Origin of the sequence: Peribacillus asahii (genome assembly GCF_003570725.1) — a bacterium.
GTDB classification, from domain to species: Bacteria; Bacillota; Bacilli; order Bacillales; family DSM-1321; genus Peribacillus; species Peribacillus asahii.
Window position 1 is genome coordinate 1 of record NZ_QWVS01000003.1, and the last position, 21,040, is coordinate 21,040.

Here is a 21,040-nt window from a genome sequence, read left to right on the forward strand (position 1 = left end):
CATAAACTCCATTTTCTAAGGAGACATTGTTTGCAATATTCAAATTAGCTGTCGGAAATCCGATCGTTCTTCCGAGCTGCTTCCCTTTCTCAACCTGGCCAACAATAAAATGATCAACATACTGACGTAATGCGTTCATATGAACCTCCTTTTGAAAATGTTTTATAAAAAAGACAAAGGCCTCCTAAGCAAATACTTAGAAGGCCTCTAGTTGTCTAGTCGGTCTAAAATTATATTTTATATTTGTTAATAATATAATACCTATTATTCCTAGTAGTCAAGTGTATTTTCAGAAAAATTTCAATTTATTTGAAATTCAAAAACGCAACGATATACAAAATTGCTAAGAATATAATTGTATAAAACGGAAAATAAAAAACTGCCCTTCAATGGTTATCCATTGAAGGGCAGTTCCATGGCGTATAAGAAGATTCCTTCTTTATGCTGCTTTGTTAATATCTATTGTTTTCCCTTCTTTACGCCACTCTTTAAATTCAGCAGCAGCTGTGAACAGTACGTCTGTAGAGGAGTTAAGCGCCGTTTCAAAAGAGTCTTGTAAAACACCGATGATAAAGCCTACTCCAACTACCTGCATAGCAACCTCAGCTGGAATTCCAAATAAGCTGCATGCTAGAGGAATCAGTAATAAAGATCCACCAGCAACCCCTGAAGCACCGCAAGCACATACAGCTGACAATACGCTAAGAATGATTGCTGTAGGGATGTCCACTTGAATATCAAGTGTATGAACCGCTGCAAGTGTCAAAACAGAAATAGTAACAGCAGCTCCAGCCATATTGACGGTTGCGCCTAATGGGATGGATACTGAATAACTATCCTTATTCAAACCTAGATTTTCACATAATCTCATATTGACCGGAATATTAGAAGCTGAACTACGTGTAAAGAATGCTGTAATGGCGCTTTCCTTTAAGCACTTAAAAACAAGCGGGTAAGGATTTTGTCTTATATAGACAAACACAATGATTGGGTTGATAACTAACGCGACAAAGAGCATACAGCCAATTAAAATAGCAAGCAATTTCCCATAGCCTAGTAACGCCTCAAGTCCATTTGCAGTAATCGATTCAAATACTAGACCCATGATTCCTAATGGCGCCAACTTAATAACCCATGTAACTACTTTGGATACCGCATCTGAAAAATTAGCAATCATCGTTTTTGTCGTATCAGCGGCACTTCTTAAAGCCAAACCAAGAAGTATTGCCCAAGCTAAAATACCGATATAGTTTGCATTAGAAATGGCTGTAACTGGATTATCAACAACGCTCATCAGCAATGATTTGAGAACCTCTACGACACCGCTAGGAGGCGTCACACCCTCAGCACCCTTTGTAAGTGTTAACCCTACAGGAAAAATAAAACTTACAATAACAGCGATTAATCCAGCTAAAAAAGTTCCTAACAGGTATAAGAAAATAATGGATTTCATATTCGTTTTGTGACCACTCTTATGTTGAGCGATGGCCGACATAACCAAGAAGAGTACCAAAACCGGTGCAATTGCTTTCAAAGCACCTACAAATAAAGAGCCTAAAAGTGCAACAGGTTTTGCTGCTTCTGGAATCGTTATAGCCAAGATAATACCAATAATCAAACCTACAATTATTTGTTTGACCAGACCCAATTGACCCCACTTTTTCAATATGCTTTTCATAATGTTCCCCCACTAGTCTAAGATAAAATTGTAGCGTTTTTAATATTGAGCTATTCATTTTTCATAACCTTGCAATAGAATTAAACCTATTACAAAATAGATATAACTGAATACCACAAATGACTTTTATTAGATATTACCAACCCTATTCCTAGAGTTTGGCTTTTGTTCTTCTCCTTTGGTACTCTTTCAGAGTCCCTCCGAAGGTCTATCTCTAATAGAAGTCAATTATTCACTAGACCTTGTTATATAACAATTTTTCAACAAAGTCATTCATTAAATAAGCTTTTAGCTGATTTATTTCTTTGATGAATGACGATTCCCACCTTATTCCACGATATAAAGACAACTGTATTTCTAACAAATATTATTATACTTACTTTCTTGTTATATTACAATATTATTTTATTTATTGGGAAATATTATAATTTTCAAAACTTTTATCTAAATGAAAAGGCATGAACCCGGTACAAGTTCCGAGTTCATGCCTAACAAATTGTTTAAAGAAATAACCTATCTAAATGATCTTATAAAAAATCATTCTCAAAGCTTTCACAAAACACCATTTTCTATGCTCTATTTAACCGAATCGGCCAGTAACATAATCTTTCGTTCTCTGATCCTGCGGCATAGAAAAGATATGATCTGTTTCATCATATTCAATGATTTCACCGTTTAAGAAAAAAGCGGTTTTGTCAGATACACGTGCTGCTTGCTGCATATTATGTGTAACAATGACAATCGTATAATCCTTTTTCATGTGTGTAATCAATTCTTCTACCTTTAAGGTTGAAATTGGATCTAATGCTGAAGTAGGCTCATCCATTAAAATGATTTCCGGTTTCATGGCAATTGCACGTGCGATACAAACACGTTGCTGCTGACCGCCTGATAGTCCGAGTGCTGATGTTTTAAGGCGATCTTTCACTTCGTCCCAGATCGCCGCACCACGTAAGCTCTCTTCAACAATCTTATTCAATTCTTTTTTATTTTTAATTCCCTGCATCCGGGGACCATACGCTACATTATCATAAATACTCATAGGAAATAGATTTGGCTTTTGAAATACCATACCTACCTTCGTTCGTAACTTTATCACATCATTGGATTGGTATATGTTTTCACTATCGACGACAATATCGCCGGTAATCTTCACACCATCAATCAAATCATTCATGCGGTTTAGTGTTCGTAAAAAAGTCGATTTACCACAGCCAGAAGGACCAATTAAAGCTGTAACTTTCTTCTCTTGTATACCTAGTGATACGTTATAGAGTGCCTGTTTTTCTCCATAGAACAAATTCAAGTCTGTTACACTAATTTTTGCTGCCTCTCCTGAATGCTGCTTCATTTGTGAAAAATTCCCCTTCTCTGCATTATTACGTTCAATCACTGTTGTACTCATTAACATACACCCCATTTAATAGTCAGCTTTATTTAACTTTTTTGATATAAACGTCGCCGAAAGGTTGAGAACCAAAATGATAACAATTAATACGATTCCAATGGCAGCGGCAAGCTCAATATCTCCGGACTCCTGTGTAACCAAATATGAATGCACCGTTAACGTTCTTGCCGATGAGAAAATACTTTCCGGCATCGCAGCTACCGTTCCAGCGGTTAAAAATATCGCAGCCGATTCACCAACAATTCTTCCGATTGAGAGAATGATTCCAGATAATATCCCCGGCATCGCACTTGGTAAAATCACTTTATATAAAGTTTGTAGCTTCGTTGTTCCCAAGGCTAGAGACCCTTCCCGATACGAATGAGGAACTGTTTTTAAAGCCTCCTCTGTTGTTCGGATGATAACAGGCAGTACGATAATAGTTAATGTCAATGAAGCGGCTATAATCGACATGCCTAATTTTAATGTGGTTACAAAGAATACGGCTCCGAATAATCCATAAATAATCGAAGGTATCCCTGTTAAGCTCTCTGTAGCAAAACGAATCGTTTTTACTAATCGACCCTGCTTAGCATACTCTTGCAAATATACAGCAGCCAAAATCCCTATTGGTGTTGCTATTAATAATGAAATAGCGATTGTGTATATGGTTGTAACAATCATTGGCCAAATTCCGCCATCCCCTGCCGGTGAATAATCGCCAAAAATAAAATCGAAGTTTATTAAACGATAGCCTTTATAAAAAATATATCCAACAATCGTTACGAGGACGGCAACTGTTAAGAAAGCTGAAAACCACAGAAGTCCACGCAACAAGTTATCCTTAAACTTTCTCAACTTAATTACCGCCTTTCGAACTGATTTTTGCTAATACAAAGTTTAATAACAAGATAAAGGAGAATAAAACAATACCTGTTGCGAACAGCATTTCTTGATGCGTTCCGAACGCATATCCCATTTCTAATGCGATATTTGTAGTTAATGGACGAACACTGTCTGTTAAACTAGTAGGAATGATGAGACTGTTTCCTGCTACTAATATAACAGCCATTGTTTCTCCAATTGCTCTCCCTAAACCTAATACAATGGCTGCCATAATTCCTGATTTAGCTGCAGGTACCACTACTTTAAAAATAGTTCCGATTTGAGACGCCCCGAGCGCTAATGACCCTTCACGATACGTTTTCGGAACAGCACGAATAGCTGTTTCAGCTACAGTCACAATCGTCGGCAGCATCATAATGGCTAAAACGAGAATGATAGCTAGTAAACTTTGCCCTTTCGCTAAGCCTAAATTATTTTGTAAGAAAGGGACGATGATAGCAAGTCCGAATACACCATATAAAACAGATGGAATACCTGCCAGCAGCTGCACGGCCGGTGAAATGATCTTCGCTATGCTTTTCGGTGCAATTTCCGCTAAGAAAATGGCTGTAAACAAACCGATAGGAACTCCAATAATTAATGCACCAAATGTGGCGAATACGGATGCAACAATCATTGGAAAGATCCCAAATTTACCTTCACTTGGCACCCAATCTACTCCAAAAACAAAGTCAATAAAACTATATCCCTCTGCTACAAATGGATGTGAGCCTTTATAAAATACAAATCCAACGATTAACAATAAACTGAGTACTGAAAGAAGTGCACACAACAGAAAAATTCTTGCGGATAACTTCTCGAGCATATATTTCCTTTTATTTGATTTTCCGATTTCTAACGTTTGTTTTTCAGTAAGTGGGCTTGGCATGCTTCATTCCTCCAAGATTGCTTTTACGCATGATGTTTATTTCCAACGTACGTTAAATAATACATCTATGAATGTTGATTATTTTATTGGTATAGCTCCTGTTTCTGATACAATCGCTTGCCCCTCTTGACTCAAAATATAGTCAATAAATTGTTGTCCACTATTCGTTAAATGCTCTTCCTTATAGACAAACAAGAATGGTCGTGACAAGCTGTATTTTTGCTGCAGAACATTTTCCGCTGTAGCCTCTACTCCATTAATCTTTATAGTAGAAATAGAGTGATCAATATATTCGAAGGAAATAAATCCTACTGCATGCTTATTCGTTGCAACAGTTGTTTTAATATTACCGTTACCGCTCGCAACTATGGAACTTCTCACCAATTCGCCTGAAGTATACCCTACGATTTCTTGAAATGCATCACGTGAACCTGAGCCATCTTCGCGGGAAACAACTACAATTTCCATGTCATCTCCTCCAAGCTCCTTCCAGTTCGTAACCTCTCCGGTAAAAATTTGCTTCACTTGCTCGATAGTAAGATTTTTCACTTTATTACTTGGGTGAGTCACCACCACAATTCCATCATAAGCAATGACTACCTCATTCAAGCCATTAGCCTTTTCTTCTTCCTTTAAATCACGCGAAGACATCCCAATCTCTGACACACCACTCGTTGCGTTTGTTATGCCAGCAGAAGAACCTATTTGATTTACTTCTATATTCACTTTATTTTTCTCTTCATATTTAACTGCTAGTTTTTCAGCTAAAGGTCCTACAGATGTGGATCCTGAAATAGATATGGTACCTTTACTATCATTAGATGATTCTGTTTCACTGTCATTACCAATACCACATGCTGATAATAAAGCAGCTAAGAATAGTACCAATAATCCTATCGTCGCTTCTTTTATAAACCTCATTTCTATACCTCCAAGATCATCTATTGGCCACTTCTCTTTGTCGTATTTTTTCTACCCTAAGAATAAACACATGATGTTAATGCCCTATGGATTCTTTGTAAAGGTTTTGTAAATTCTATGAATTGCGGGTTAAAACGCAGTAAACATATAGTTAAATTATGGTAAAGTTGTAGTAAAGGCATTAGATTCTATAGCTAAATTCAAAAAACTTAACCAGGTTAACCAACACAAATTAGTAGTTAACCTGGTTAAGTTTTTTAATCGTCTTAATGAATAAGGACATTATTCATTCTATTTTTACAAACCCCAATAATTATCCTCTCTCAACACGAATAATATTTTCCATTCAGGTAAAGATATACTTGAAATTTCCCTGATTTTTCAAAAATAGTACTAAGGAAGATTTCCCGAAGAAAAACCGGTTAGGAGAAGTTCGTATGCGTTCAAATAACATTAAAAAAAGGACTTCCAGTGAGACTATAGAATGGTTATCAGAGGAATTAAAGTCCTCTTTAGATTTAGTACACAAACCTTTACATATGGATGAAAAACACGCTGAGCTTCTGTACATCAAGACGGTTGTAGACGAATTACAACTTCATCAGCTGGTGATTAAGCCTTTCTTTGAATTGGGAAACATCCAGCATGTAGAATCCTATTTAAATTCATTACCAAATCAGCAAGAAATAACATCCAAAGAACAAATCCTGCTTGAAATGACCAAAGGCAGTGTCATTGTTGCTATCAGGGATGATCTCCTGTTATTTGATATAAAAAAAGTCAATACCGACACATTGATACAAACAATTATTGAGCCTACGATTCAAGGACCTCAATTATCCTTAAGCGAAGATATTACCACAAATATTAACATCATTCGCCAGCGTTACCACAAGCCTTCACTCACCGTTGAGATGATGGAAATAGGAGAAAAAACACATCAATCCTTGGCAATTATATTTGATGAAGAAGTTGTCCTTAAAAATGTACTAGAAACGATTTATGAAAGGAATTATCGAGGAATCGAATCAGCATATGAATCAAAAAAACTAGACACTTATAGCAAATATGCAAGTAAAAAGGTGGAAAAACAGATAACAGCTCTTTTAACAAAGCTTCAGGAAAACGGGGCTGACCCTTTAGGGTTTGGCGTTCGATATAAAGCGACCAACCTGCATACGAGAGATACCTACAAAGAGTGGAAGAAGATTTATTCTGAAATATCCTTTGACGTTAACGTTAACGTCTCTATCATGAGTACAGGGATTATAGAATAGTTGTACTTGCCTTTATACGACGAGCGCGTAGGTATCAATCAAAGGAATGAAGGCGAAAACATGATACTAAAACTGATATGAAATGTATGAAAGGAATGCCTTTAGATAAAGACGGTTCTTACCACAGTGGCTATAAGTTTATTCTCACTGCGTACGAAACAAGTTCTTCAACGGCTCATTCACAAGATTGAACTCTTTGAAGAAAGCAGAATTGTCATCCATTATAAGCTTACACTGTAAGCTATCAGGTACAGTTTAATCAACTGCACCTTTTTTTGTCATCAAAAATCCCCTCGCTGTATTTGATTCGCACGAGAGGATTTTACTAAGATTTTCATATCCCATCTATTGTTGAAATTATTTTTCAACAGTATGTAATGATCTATATCATTATCATAGATGGTTAAACATCATTTTATTAAACAAATTCATTAACTCTCTACATTCATTGCTTTCTCAACCTGATAAGCATCGTTCTTTTCTAGATAGGAAGCCCACTCCTCTGATTTTTCGTATACTTCCCCAATATTCAGTAAGAGCCCTTCTTCATAATGCTTACTGATTAATTGAAAACCGACTGGCATTTTTTCATCCGTAAAACCACATGGTATAGTTATAGCCGGAAGCCCTAATAAATTCCCAATCGGTGTTCTTCCTAACTGAAAGATATTATTAATAGCTTCTTCTGGAGGAACGCTTCCAATATCATAGGCTGGAATGCAATTGGTTGGTGAAAAAAGTACATCACATTTATATTCATTCATTGCATCTAATACACTTCGAATAAAACTTTCTCGCTGGTGGCAAGCATTGATATATTGACTTGCCGAAACATCACGTCCTGAATTCAAGCGGAATTGAGTATCTTTTCCATACATTTCAGGATGTTCCGTAAAAGTTGGTTCATGAAAAGTATAAGATTCCGATTTTAAAATGATTTTTTGTGCCTCTAATGCATTTTCTATACCCGTTAGAGGAATCTCGATGACTTCAGCACCTAGTTCTTTTAATCTTATTAACGATCGATTAACAATTCTTTTCATTTCTTGATCCATGTTTTCAAAAAAGTACTTTTGACAAATTCCAATTCTTATTCCATTCAAATTCTCTCTTTTTATCTCTAAGTTAAGCAAATTAGTTTTTAAAGGATCCGCCATCACTTTTAACATAATTCGACTATCTGCGACCGTTCTAGTCATTGGACCAATATGATCAAGTGTCCAACTTAAGGGCGTACATCCTTTTGTGCTGACTAAATCATAAGTAGGCTTTAAACCAACAATTCCACAAAGAGCTGCCGGAAGTCGAATGGAACCACCTGTATCAGTTCCAATCGCTCCAAATGCCATTCCTGCTGCAACCGCTGCAGCCGAACCGCCGCTAGAACCACCTGGAATTTTCTTTAAATTCCAGGGATTCCGTGTAGGGCCGTAATGAGGATTTTCCGTTGTTGCGCCCATCGCAAATTCATGAAGATTTGTTTGTCCAATAATTACAGCCCCTGCATCTTTTAATAGCTTGATAACATCTGCATCTCGATTTGAGATGTAATGTTCAAAAATTTTAGAGCCGGACGTTGTTTTACTTCCTTTTATTTCAAATATATCTTTGATGGCGATTGGGACACCATGAAGCGGACTGCGAATGTTTCCGCTCAGCAGCTCTGCCTCCATCGATTCTGCTTGTTTTATAGCATCATCATAAAGCACTGTAATATATGCGTTTAGAGATGGTTCTAAATCATCAATTCTTTTTAATAATTGCTGCGTTAATTCTACTGAAGAGATTTCCTTTTTCTCTAATAAACTAGCTATCGACTGTATATCACTAAAAAATAACTCATTCATCTATATCGCTCCTCCCTATCAAATGACTGATCTTTTTTTATAGACTTCTCCTAAATCACCCTCCAAGGTGAGAATCGAACTTAACAATTTTTTGGTCATTTCGTGTTTTGGATTATTAAATAAATCAATCGTTGAAGAGGTCTCAATCACTTCTCCTTTGGATAAAACCGCTACTCGATTACAAAAGTAAGCAACTAAATCTAAATTGTGTGCGATAAATAAATACGTTAATTGGAATTCTTTTTGCAAATCAATCAATAAATTAATAATCTGTGCTTTAACAGAAACATCCAGGGCTGCTACCGGCTCATCCAAGACAAGGAATTTAGGTTTTAGGATAAGAGCTCGAGCTATTCCTGCTCTTTGTCTTTGACCGCCGGATAACTCATGGGGGTAACGATGAAAGAAATCTGCTCTTAAGCCAACAACTTCTAGCATCTTCAATACTTGTTGATGGATAAATTGAGGATCTTGGTTTTCACCAAATTTTTTCAAGGGATGAGCAATTTGTGCTCCTATTGTTTTTCTTGGATTAAAGGCTGAACCAGAATCTTGAAAAACAATTTGGATTTCTTTTCTTAATGACGTCATTTCTTTATTCGATAAATCCCGCAATGATTGTCCATTATAGATAATGGATCCGTTCGTTGGTTCTATCAGCCTGAGAATCATTCGTCCAACTGTCGTTTTCCCTGACCCCGACTCCCCGATTAATCCAAAGGTTTCTCCTTTACGAATCGAAAAACTTACATCCTTCACTGCTGTAACCTTTTTACTTGGAGTGAATAAACTTCTTTTGCCACTGTACACTTTTTGCAATCCCTGCACTTCAATCAGAGTGTCTTCTTTCATTATTCATTCCCTCCTCCTATCAATACACAGCGCACTGAATGTTCGTTTCGGTATGGCTTTACAGTTTTTAATAAAGGATTGGTTGATTGGCATATGTCCTTTGCTACATGACATCGATTGAAAAACCGGCATCCTTGTGATAGATTCATTAAGTTTGGCGGTTCTCCTTTTATTTGCCATAATGGTTTTTTTCCAGCTCCTTTATCAAAGACCCAATCCAAATTTGGGATACATTTTATTAAACTTTGTGTATAAGGATGCGTTGGGTTAAATATCACATCTGCAGTCTCACCTTTTTCAACAATTTGTCCAGCATACATAACCGCTACTTTCTCGGCAATACGTGCAACTACACCAAAATCATGGGTAATCATTAAAATAGCCGTCCCAAACTGCTGATTGATTGTTTGAAATAGGTCCAATACTTGTAATTGTACGGTAGGGTCTAAAGCTGACGTAGGTTCATCCGCAATAATTAAATCCGGATCGCAAGCAAGAGACATAGCAATGACAACCCTTTGTCTTAATCCACCGCTTAATTGATGTGGATATGATTGAAATATCCGTTTTGGATCATCAATCCCCATCTGCTCTAGAAGATTTAATGCTTTTTCCTTTGCTTGTTCCTTCGTCAAACCTGTCTTTTCCAACATGATTTCAACAATCTGTTTTCCTACTCGGTAAGACGGGTCTAAGGAAGTCATAGCATTTTGAGCGACTAAGGAGATTTTTTTCCCCCTAATCTCTTGCATCTTTTTTTCACCTATTGCGAAAAGGTTCTCACCTTCTACTTCTATATTCCCTGAATAGGCTTCTAATAGGGTTTTAGGTAACAATTGCAGGATTGAATTAATCATCATAGATTTTCCTGAACCTGACTCCCCTACAATCGCCATGATTTCTCCTTTTTCAATGGTAAGATTGACATCCTCTAACACAGTAAGAACTCCTTCTGGCGTTTTGATCTTTGTTGATAAACCTTCAACCTTTAGTAAAGATTCCGTATTCAATGCTGATTGGACATTCATCTAACCACCCTTTCATTGTTAAAATAGAGGTAGATTTGAATCGATATTAAGCGATATGTTGACTAGTTTTTCTGCTTATTTTTTTCTTTTCTTTTGCTTTTGAGCGTTCATAAGGATCTAATGCGTTTCTTAAACCATCACCAATCATACTGAAGGAAAAAGATAGAATGAGAATAGCTATACCTGGAATGAATGTGACAAAAGCATAACCTTGCATCAACACTTTCTTTCCATCACTTGCCATTCTTCCCCAATCTGCCGTAGGAGGCTGAACACCAAGTCCGATAAAGCTCAATCCAGCTACTGTTACAATCGTGACACCTGCAAGAGTTGTACTATACACAATTAAGGAAGGTAAAACATTTGGGAGAATTTGTTTGAACATAATTTCTATATCCCCAATTCCAAATGCCTTAGCTGCTTCAACATATTCTTTTTGGCTTTCCTGTAGAGTATCCGTATAAACCACCCTTGTCATATAAGGGATACGAACAATAACCATAGCAATAATGACATTAAGCAACCCTGGTCCTAAAATAGCCGCAATGGCAATGGCAAGTAAAACTGCAGGAAAGGCGAAAAAGATATCCATCGTTCTCATAATCAAGTTGCCAATAAATCCTTGATAATATCCTGCAATCACTCCAAGAACGACACTGATGATGGCAGCAATAATAACGGGAATAACTGCGGAAATTAAAGAGGTTTGTGTACCGAAGATTACTCTGCTTAAAATATCTCTTCCTTGTTGATCCGTCCCCAAAATATGTCCTTCAGTCCCAGGAGGCATTAAACGAGTGCTTCCTTCCGCAACAACATTGGGATTATAAGGGGCTATCCAAGAAGCAAATACCGCTAAAATCAATGAGAATAATATAACAATTGCTCCTGTAGTAGCCATTTTGTCACTCAAAAAAGCTTTACATGACTGTTTCCATTTAGTAGTCATATTCTCCCCCCCTATTCAGCTTTAATTGAATCTTGTAACCTCGGACTTAACCAAACATTCAAAAGATCAACAACTAAATTAACAACTACAAACGTTAAAGCAATTAAAAGAATTCCAGCTTGGATTGTAGGATAATCATTAGAAGTAACCGCCACATAAAGTGCTTGCCCGATGCCTGGCCAATTAAATACAACTTCACTAAATAATGCTCCGCCCATAATATATCCCACTTGTAAACCAGAAATATTGATAATCGGAGGAAGTGAATTTCTCATAACATGAACGATGTTAATTTTTGATTTTGATAAACCGAATGAATGAAAGTAATTCACATAATCTTTCTGTAAAATGTCAATTACAGTGCTTCTCGTTAATCTTGCAATCACAGCAAGAGAAACCGTCGCGGTAGCAAAAGCAGGTAAGACTATATGATGAAGTAAATCCATAAACCCTCCTGGATTTCTCATATTGTACATTCCGCTTACTGGGAAGATATTTAATTTAATCGAGAATAGCCACATTAGCATTAATGCAATCCAAAAGACCGGCATACTGGCTCCTATTAAAGCAACACCCATACTAGCCTTATCAAAGAAACTCCCCTTTTTTAAAGCACTAATCAATCCTAAAATAACACCTAATGTTACACAAATAAGCATACTAGCAACTGTTAAGATTAAACTGTTTACAAAACGCGGCATAAGTTCTTCAATAATTGGAGTATGCAGCGTATACGAGTACCCTAAATCTCCTTGTAAAAGTTGAGAAAGCCATGCACCATATTGAACGATCAACGGTTCATTAAGTCCCATATTATTTCTTAATTCTTCAACTGCCTCCGGTGTTGCATCAGCTCCTAAAATTGATTTCGCAGGATCACCTGGTATAAGTTGAATTAATAAAAAGACAACAATCGTAACACCAAATAAGACAGGAATTGTGGATAGTATTCTTGAAAGCACATATCGTAACATTCTTTCGCCTCCCAACTTATCAATTGATAGAGTCATTCATAAGAGATCTGAGCCCCTCAATCCTTCATATCTAAATGTTTAAAAAACTATTTAAGATACAGAATATTATTTTTAGGGCTCGTCTCTTTACTTATGAATCAATCTCTTTCAAATTAGTTTTCAATATAAACAGGTGCTAATGTATACCATTCTTCTGATGGAATAACGAAACCTTTGACACGAGAGTTAACAACATATGGTGCTGAATCATTTACAATCGGTGCAAAAGCAGCATCTTCCATAATCATTGCTTCTGCTTCCTTCCATAATTCCAACGCTTTACTCTCATCAGTAGAAGTGGAGGCCTGATCAAGTAACTTATCTACTGATGGATTGACATACTTCCCAGAGTTAAATCCACCTGGAGCAACGAATTCAGAATGAGCAACCATAGAAAGGAAATATGGTGAAGTACGACCAGATGACATTTGATTCATACCTACATCACTTGCCATTCCATCACTATATCCTGAATAATACGTAATCCATTCTTGCGTATCCAATTTAACTTCAATACCAATTTCTTTTAAATCCCTTTGAATCCATTCAGCAATATCCACTGGAAGCAATTGTCCTGAACCATCCACAGAAGTTTGTAAGGTCGTTTTAAAGCCATTCTCCAACCCAGCTTCTTTCAATAACTCTTTTGCCTTTTCAGGATTATATTCATACCATTTGTTATCCGCACTATAGTTAGCAGCTCCTGGGGATTGAATCGTATAAGCAGGATTTACTGTACCTTTTAATAATTCATTGGCAATGCCTTCTCGATTAATCGCATAATTAATAGCTTGTCTTACCTTTTGATCTTTCATATATTTATTATCGAAATTGAATGTTAAATACCAAACATGTGGAGGTGTTCCTGAAACAACTTCATATCCTTGATCTTTCAAATTCTCAATAGAATCTGGCGGTGGAACAGCAATAATATCCACTTCATCATTTTGAATAGCTAATACCCTGCTAGCAGAATCCGATAAAGGTCTAAATATCACTTTATCTAACAAAGCCTTTTCTCCCCAATACTCTTCATTTTTAACAAGAGTAATATTCTCCCCTCTTTTTCTTTCACTAAATTTAAACGGCCCAGTACCAACCGGATTTTCTCCCATACTGTCATTTCCATTTTTAATAATAGCCTCCGGACTAACAATTTGAAGGGAATTGATTTGCGCTAACATTCTAGGGAATTCCGAGAAAGGTGAACTTAAGTGAATATTAATCGTCTTTTCATCCACTACTTCACTGCTTTCGAAAAACTTCCATGTTCTAAACGTGCGGCCGGCACCTATCTCGTCATAATATTCAAACTTTTTATCTGTCAGTCTTTTAATATTAAAATCTACTGCTTCGGCATTAAAATCCGTTCCATCATGGAATTTCACTCCCTCTCGTAAATGAAACGTATACGTTTTTCCATCTTCAGATACTTCCCAACTTTTAGCTAAAACTGGAACTAGTTCAGGTACTGATTCTTCTTTAGATGATTTGCTTAAATCTTCACCAATTAATGGTTCAAACATTTGATTTGTAATTCTCATTGTTACCCATCCACCTGCTCTATGCGGATCTAAAACATCTGCTTCTGATTCCATCCCAATGATTAATTCGCCGCCTTTCTTAGAACCACCACTTTTTTCACTTGACGTACCCGTACATGCGGATAAAATCATGACTAAACTCAACAATAGTGAAATAATCAAATTCTTCTTTTTCATATCCTGCCTCCTAAATAAGTGATTAAAATACTTGATCTATTAAATAGATAAGCTATGTTGTAGCTGCGCAATCATTTTTAATACAGTGCCATACATAACATCTGTACCTATTGCCAAATCATCATATGAAGCATACTCAGCTGGGTTATGGCTGATTCCGTCTTTACAACGGACAAATATCATGCCATAATCACATGCATATGACATCATAAGTGAATCATGGAAAGGGCCACTCATAAGCTCAGGCACTTTCATTCCTCTTTCTTCGCATTCATTTCGAATACTATCTTTAATCCATTCTGCACAATATCGCGGCTCACTTTTTGTATCTTCAATAATTTCATAGCTTAATTGATGTTTATCAGCTGTATGTTGAATGCATTTTCTTAGTTGCGCCTCATATTGATCTCTGCGTTGAATATCGATATCTCGTAAATCAACCGTAAACTCCACTTTCTCTGGAATAATATTTCGAGATTGAGGGAAAACATCGATTGTTCCAACTGTGCTTACAGTTGGTGCTGATGGATCTTGTTTAGCTATTTCATTTAAAGCAACAATTATTTCTGCCGCTCCCACTAATGCATCTTGACGAGTATTCATTGGAACAGATCCTGCGTGACCAGCAAATCCTGTTAACTTAACCGTTAACCATAAAGGACCGGAGATTGCGGTAACAATCCCAATCGGCTGATTTTTTTGTTCAAGAACAGGTCCTTGCTCAATATGTAACTCCAGAAATGCAGCAATGCTGTTCGCTGGATAAATAGATTCTTCAAATTTATCAGGATCACAACCAAAATCTCTTAATGCTTGTTCTCTCGTTATTCCATCTTTATCCCTTCGTAATAATTCCCCTTCTTCTAATTGACCAAGGATTCCTCTTACCCCAAAAAGCCCTTTATTAAATCTCCAACCTTCCTCATCTGCAAAAGATATGACTTCTATCGGATTATCTGGTGTAATTCCTTGTTCGGTCAGCGTTGTCACGACTTCAATTGCTGCTAGCACTCCCGCTGCCCCATCAAATCTTCCCCCATATGGTTGGGAATCTAAATGGGAACCGAGCATTAAAACCGGTTTATTTGGATTTTTTCCTTCAAGTCTCCCAATTAAGTTACCAAAGTGATCAATCTTCACATTCATTCCAGCTTGTTCCATCCAACTTTTAGCTAACTTAAAGGCTTCTTTTTCAACCAACGATTGCGCGGGGCGACAAACTCCAGTTTCTCCAATTCTCCCAATCTCGCTCATTTGCTCAAAATGTTGCCGTAAACGTTCTGCGTTAATTTTCATAGTCAATCGCCTCCTTATTTCTTAACCGATAACAGTATACACAGACCGTTAACGAAGATTATTGGTTTGAAGAAATTGAGCGAATCTCATCTTTTCTTTTTTCGTTTACATGCTTTCTTAATTCAATCAAGTTAATTTCATAAACAACACGAGGCCGACCTCTTTGACTGATTGATTCTTTTCCAATAATATTCGCTATCTTTTTTTCGCATAAATTTTTCAAAATTCTGGCTGCATGTCGTTCACTAGTATTCATCCCTATACTAATTTCTCTAGTCGTGACTTCTTTTGTACGTATTATCGATAGCCACGCATAAAATTTTCGGAGAGTTAAAGAGCTTTGATTTTCATCCTTACTATTCAAAAGAGTATAATCAATTGAATGTAACGTTCCTAATGGTCCATGAACCCTTTTTTGTTCATCTATTAAAAAACAATTCCCTTTCCCTTTTTGGATTGAAAATTCCAAAGCATTTTTTGCATTATAATGGGCACTTTCGGCAGTATTTCCAATCCCAATTCCGAGATTAACCTTCACTGAAAAAAGTTCGTTTAGTTCCTTTAAAAAGGTGAAATCTCTTCTTCTATTCGTTGCCTTTTCAAAAATTCCGCGTGTCGTATAAAGAGTGATTACATGATTTTTAGTCACATTCATGTTTGAAAATAAGTGTTTGCCATATTGTAAAATTTTCTCTTTCATTAATTCACATTCATGCTGAAAATGAAGATTCTGTTCCTTTTCTTCATTAATCATCTGAAATTGCAAGACAATCATTTGAGCCTCTTCTTTTTTTTGCTTCTTCCCTTTTAATATGGCTTTTTCCAATGTGTCTCGAATTTGGGCTTTGGTATGTTTAATTAAAAAAACGGGGGTGTCCAACTCTTTTAAGCGTTCATATACAGAATTGAGGGTTGTTGCAATCACTTGTACTTTTTCTTCTTTTAATAGATTCAAGTGATAATCTACTAAAGCATTACTATCCACGATATCTTCTTTATTAGAATGTAAATAATAAGGAGTATCCAAAATGCCTATTTCTTCATAAATTTCTTCTAAATAAGGAGCATCTATAATATCAAAGCTAATAATCGGATAATCGTGATAAACTTCGTAAACCTTTACTAAGAGTCTATAAATATCAGAGCCTTCAAAAGGAATATAATAGGATATACTTTCTAAGGGGAGACTTTCCTTTGATATATAGTAAGGTGAGGGACCAGCAAAAATAAAAATATCTGTTGATTCATGGTGATTTTCGACCAGTAGTGCAGATTGTTCTACCGCTTCGTAAATCAATGTTTCAATTGTTACTTCATGAAATTCAGTTGCTATCTGGCAGATTTCATTTACTAATGGTTCAGGCCCGATTACTACTATATTAAGTCTTATAAACACCACCTCCCAGGAGTTGTCTTTAATAAGTCTTTAATTAATTTATAGATATAATATATTCGTAAAATTCTGTATAATCAATCATTTTGTCAGATTATTTGACATAAAAAAACAGGAAAAGCAATAAAATCTTCATTTATTGTAATTTTTTGTATCAAATTGACGTAAGTTATAGAATAAAGAGTCCTATCATGATTCACAGCTCGAAAGATTAATTAATTATAGTAACGGATCTTTTAGCGAATACATATCCCCATCAACTTAAACAACTCCTATCAAAAGACAAAAAATGACCATCAAGATGTTCTACTCTGCCTTCTGATACTGTGCATAAAACATCGCCTGATACACCGCTTTTCATTGGAATCCCAATGGAAGCAGCATATTTCCCTGAAGCATTATACAGTCCACAGGTTGTCATTAAAACTTTTGTTACTTTTGCTGTATTACGTGTTATGAACTCTTCGTTTGTTAATCGATACACACCATTCCCCGCAAGCATAAGTCCTACTTTTGCAATATCCTTTGTAGAAACCTTCAAAGAGAAAAAGACATAGACAATAATGTCCATGCCCTTCAAAAGTAATTCAACACTCTTATTAGTCTAAATGCTGAAGGTGAGAAGAAATTAAAGATAGCTCTTCATAAACTAATGAACAAAATAGAGATACTCAAAGGTGATAGCTTGAGAATACGCTATCATTTTAAAAACCCTAATCATATACCTACCAGGGGCTTAAGAACCTATTCTTGCTCCTTCAATTTTAACGATACTACTACTTCAACATGTGGTGAGTGTATGTGGCAACACACGAGATGTTGGTGGGTTTATACATAATGCTTAATCAAATTAACGAACCAAGTATCTGTATTATGTAACATAAAAATTTTGAACTGATGATTATATTCCCGCTACAGCAACAAACAGATTTTATTTTTAATCGCCCCATCTTATAAAGAGCATATCAATTTACAGTTCTAGACAACCCTCTTGATATAAAAATGCCCATGGTAGCCAATAAAATCAAAATCGCCATAGTCGTTGCATAACTAATCTGTAAGCTGATAATAACAGATGCGGCTGTAGAGCCAATATAACGAAATGTAGAGTAAATCCCCGAAGCAACACCTGACATTTCCTTAGTGACCGACTCTAGAGACGCCGCTTGCATGGAAGGAACACCTAGTCCCGAGCCAATGCCACCTACAAATATAATTAGCAAGGCAAAGACAAATAACGGACTCGTTGGTAATAAGAGATACATACCTAGCACTAAAGCTGAACAAATAAATGACATCCTTACAGTCCGACATTTACCGAACTTACTATCTATATTTCCACCTAACCAAGATGCAATGGATATCGCTATAGAAAACACGAATAAAAGAACACCGACTGCCCCAATTGAATAACTAGCATCCTTCGTTAAGGTCAATGGCATAATTAATAATGTACAATACATAATGGCATTATTAAGCAATATAGATAGATTAGCACTCGTAAAGTTAGCATTCTTAAACAATGAAAAATCAATCAATGGATGTTCAATTTTTTTCTCTCTATAAACAAAAAGAAAGAGCGCTAGTACAAAAACTAACCATAGCCAAATATTCGTATACCATTCATTTGTAATAATAAGTACGAGCGTTGTTAAGAATATTGATAATAGCACGGAACCTTGAAGATCTAAACGCGTTTGATTTTTACGTTCGATGTTAGGTAAAAACATGTATGCAATAATGAATGAAACAATCGTTAAAGGAATATTAATCCAAAAGGTAGACTGCCAGCCCCATAAACTAATAAGCATTGCACCAAAAAGTGGCCCAATTGCAGCACCGATTGACATGGAAAAACCGAATAGACCGAACGCTTTTGTCAGCTGTTCCTTCGGTGTTATAAAACGAATAATTGCCGTACCATTCGGCGTTATTAACGCGCCACCGATTGCCTGAATCGCTCTACCAAAAATTAAAACAAGTAAATTAGGCGCGTAGATACAAACAATTGATGCTATGAAAAATAATAGTAAACCGAGCAAAAACATTTTTCGGTTTCCGTAAATGTCACCCAGTTTTCCTGCTAGCGGCTGCGTGACAGTCATGATAATTAAATAAATGGTTACAATCCAAGACACATTGGCTAAGTTTGTCTGTAGCGAATCCATTATGTCAGATAAACCAATTGTAATCATCGTAGAATTCACAGGGACTAAAAAAGCCCCTGTGAGAATAGCAAGAAAAGGAAGAGATTGTTTAGTTATTGCCAATATAGACAACTCCATTTGTTCCATCTACTGTAACAATATCTCCATCTTTCAGCATTTGTGTTGCCAATTTCGTGCCTAATACAGCAGGAAGTTTGTATTCACGTGCAACAGTTCCAGCATGTGAAAGTATTCCACCTGCATCCGTAATTACAGCGCCTGCAATTGAAAATAGAACAGTCCAAGGTGGAAGCGTTGTTTTACATACCAGCACATCACCTTTATGGACTTTAGAGAAGTCATTTTGATCACGCACAACTTTTACAGTTCCTTTATGAATACCTTTTGAGGCAGCATACCCTTTGAAACTTCGTTCTTCCTCACTCACTTCCGCCGCCTTTGTACCAAAGATGCGTTCGATTACCGGTGCTACTTCTTCTTGAGGTGGCACGCCATACGTTGAAGGAACTTCTTTCTTTGAATTTGCAATATGTTCTGCCTTACGTTCGATGATTTTAGCTGTTATATCAATTGGATTGTTTACTACGTCAACTAATTCATCAAGGTATAAGAAGAAGATATCTTCTTTCACTTCAATCACCTTTGCTTCCACTAAAAGTGTTCCTACTTCTAGTAATAACATACGGGATTTAGCAGGTAACATCGCATCAATATAGAAATGGTGATCTTCATCAACACCCCAATAAGCCAATGCCCATTCATGTATTTGTTTAAAAGCAGCCTTCGCTTCGCTCTCAGGATACTTTTCTAGCAGTTCTGCAACTTTTTGTTCGCGCTCAGCAACAACACGAGCAAATTCCTCATCAAAATCATAGTCCTTCTTCAGATACTCTGAAATAACTTCTAAAATATACACAGGATTTTCAACCCATGTTTCATCTGAAAACTCATGTGAATTTGCAATGCGCCAGCCATAAATATTAAGAACTTCTTGTAGTTGTAGTAAAAATTCTTGTCCTTCAGGAGAAGCTTGAAGCATTGTTACTAATTCTTCATTTGCAGCTTCATTGAAGACCTGTAATAAAACTGCTGAATCCTTTACACTTTTTGCAAGCTTCCATATAGCACGGTCTGTTTCTAATGACTTGTTCATCACACCTTCAACAAGATCATAAACGTATGTCGTGTTGACATCACCTGTTAAATTTTTATATGCATCTTCTAAAGCTAAACCAAGGGATCCTCGAGGCATCACGACTTCAAAGTGAATTTCCCATGCTCTCTTATAAAACGTAAATAACTCGACAAGAATCTCGCCTGCCTGTGCCAACGTAAAGCCATTTGCACGATAGTTATCCATTTTCATAAATTGTGGTTGTAACTCTTCATTCATATACTTCCAGAAGCGTTCACTTAAAGTTGAGAATCTTGCTCTCTCAGTTGCTGCATTCTCTTCGATACGTTTTTCAATATCACCTTTGTATGGAACTGTATTTTGGTAGTAATGTGAATCAGAAATCTTAATATGGAATTGATGAATTGGTAGCTTTAATGTTTCGTAAGCTTTCTTTGTGCCCTCTGTTACGGCAGGTGCCATGTAAGAAGCAAAAAGCGGTGTTAATGTTCCTGGTAAATGTAATTCATCTAAGAACCAAAAACCATTTTGCTTGTCTTCCTCACTCAGTAATAATTCATTTCTAAAAGTCTGTGTGTTAAACATGATTAGTATCTCCTTA

Annotated in this window: 18 protein-coding genes; 1 reads left to right on the forward strand and 17 read right to left on the reverse strand. The window is 36.4% G+C overall.

What is annotated here, in order from left to right; translation table 11 throughout:
• The 6 genes from D1953_RS02805 to D1953_RS02830 form a co-directional block, all read right to left on the reverse strand.
• The coding region (locus D1953_RS02805) for a riboflavin kinase (RefSeq protein WP_220453353.1) at positions 1–139 on the reverse strand (139 nt) is incomplete at its 3' end.
• A 300-nt stretch (positions 140–439) separates the two neighbouring features.
• Complete coding sequence (gene sstT / locus D1953_RS02810) at positions 440–1,678, reverse strand: serine/threonine transporter SstT (protein WP_119115649.1); 1,239 nt, start codon at positions 1,676–1,678, stop codon at positions 440–442.
• 580 nt (positions 1,679–2,258) lie between these two features.
• Positions 2,259–3,029, reverse strand: a complete 771-nt coding sequence (gene pstB / locus D1953_RS02815; RefSeq protein WP_281271520.1) for a phosphate ABC transporter ATP-binding protein PstB — start codon at positions 3,027–3,029, stop codon at positions 2,259–2,261.
• A 69-nt stretch (positions 3,030–3,098) separates the two neighbouring features.
• On the reverse strand, positions 3,099–3,923 hold the full coding sequence (gene pstA / locus D1953_RS02820) for a phosphate ABC transporter permease PstA (protein WP_119115651.1): 825 nt from the start codon (positions 3,921–3,923) through the stop codon (positions 3,099–3,101).
• Position 3,924: 1 nt separating this feature from the next.
• Entirely contained in the window at positions 3,925–4,839 is a 915-nt protein-coding gene (pstC, locus tag D1953_RS02825; RefSeq protein ID WP_119115652.1) for a phosphate ABC transporter permease subunit PstC, read from the reverse strand.
• 78 nt (positions 4,840–4,917) lie between these two features.
• Complete coding sequence (locus D1953_RS02830) at positions 4,918–5,760, reverse strand: phosphate ABC transporter substrate-binding protein (protein ID WP_119115653.1); 843 nt, start codon at positions 5,758–5,760, stop codon at positions 4,918–4,920.
• A 437-nt stretch (positions 5,761–6,197) separates the two neighbouring features.
• Here D1953_RS02830 and D1953_RS02835 point away from each other — a divergent pair, with 437 nt between their 5' ends.
• Entirely contained in the window at positions 6,198–7,037 is an 840-nt protein-coding gene (locus D1953_RS02835; RefSeq protein WP_119115654.1) for a spore germination protein, read from the forward strand.
• A gap of 431 nt (positions 7,038–7,468) precedes the next feature.
• Here the strand turns inward: D1953_RS02835 and D1953_RS02840 are convergent, their stop codons facing one another.
• The 11 genes from D1953_RS02840 to D1953_RS02890 form a co-directional block, all read right to left on the reverse strand.
• On the reverse strand, positions 7,469–8,884 hold the full coding sequence (locus D1953_RS02840; protein WP_119115655.1) for an amidase: 1,416 nt from the start codon (positions 8,882–8,884) through the stop codon (positions 7,469–7,471).
• An 18-nt stretch (positions 8,885–8,902) separates the two neighbouring features.
• Positions 8,903–9,736: an ATP-binding cassette domain-containing protein gene (locus D1953_RS02845; RefSeq protein ID WP_119115656.1), complete on the reverse strand. Its 834-nt coding sequence runs from the start codon at positions 9,734–9,736 to the stop codon at positions 8,903–8,905.
• Positions 9,736–10,764 (reverse strand): ABC transporter ATP-binding protein, encoded by a 1,029-nt coding sequence (locus D1953_RS02850; RefSeq protein ID WP_119115657.1) that lies wholly within the window; start codon positions 10,762–10,764, stop codon positions 9,736–9,738. Before D1953_RS02850 ends, D1953_RS02845 begins: the two co-directional genes overlap by 1 nt.
• Before the next feature lie 46 nt (positions 10,765–10,810).
• The gene (locus tag D1953_RS02855) at positions 10,811–11,713 is read right to left on the reverse strand and encodes an ABC transporter permease (protein WP_119115658.1); all 903 of its coding nucleotides are present in this window, start codon (positions 11,711–11,713) and stop codon (positions 10,811–10,813) included.
• A gap of 11 nt (positions 11,714–11,724) precedes the next feature.
• Positions 11,725–12,687: an ABC transporter permease gene (locus tag D1953_RS02860; RefSeq protein ID WP_119115659.1), complete on the reverse strand. Its 963-nt coding sequence runs from the start codon at positions 12,685–12,687 to the stop codon at positions 11,725–11,727.
• Positions 12,688–12,839: 152 nt separating this feature from the next.
• Positions 12,840–14,447, reverse strand: a complete 1,608-nt coding sequence (locus tag D1953_RS02865) for an ABC transporter substrate-binding protein (protein ID WP_119115660.1) — start codon at positions 14,445–14,447, stop codon at positions 12,840–12,842.
• A gap of 39 nt (positions 14,448–14,486) precedes the next feature.
• Complete coding sequence (locus D1953_RS02870) at positions 14,487–15,743, reverse strand: M20 family metallo-hydrolase (protein ID WP_119115661.1); 1,257 nt, start codon at positions 15,741–15,743, stop codon at positions 14,487–14,489.
• A 58-nt stretch (positions 15,744–15,801) separates the two neighbouring features.
• A complete protein-coding gene (locus D1953_RS02875; protein ID WP_119115662.1) occupies positions 15,802–17,139 on the reverse strand; it encodes a hypothetical protein in 1,338 nt (445 codons plus the stop codon).
• Between the two features lie 253 nt (positions 17,140–17,392).
• On the reverse strand, positions 17,393–17,707 hold the full coding sequence (locus D1953_RS02880; protein WP_142920428.1) for a glutaminase: 315 nt from the start codon (positions 17,705–17,707) through the stop codon (positions 17,393–17,395).
• A gap of 394 nt (positions 17,708–18,101) precedes the next feature.
• On the reverse strand, positions 18,102–19,406 hold the full coding sequence (locus tag D1953_RS02885; protein ID WP_119115664.1) for an MFS transporter: 1,305 nt from the start codon (positions 19,404–19,406) through the stop codon (positions 18,102–18,104).
• The gene (locus D1953_RS02890; RefSeq protein WP_119115665.1) at positions 19,393–21,024 is read right to left on the reverse strand and encodes a PEP-utilizing enzyme; all 1,632 of its coding nucleotides are present in this window, start codon (positions 21,022–21,024) and stop codon (positions 19,393–19,395) included. Before D1953_RS02890 ends, D1953_RS02885 begins: the two co-directional genes overlap by 14 nt.
• Positions 21,025–21,040 lie beyond the last annotated feature (16 nt).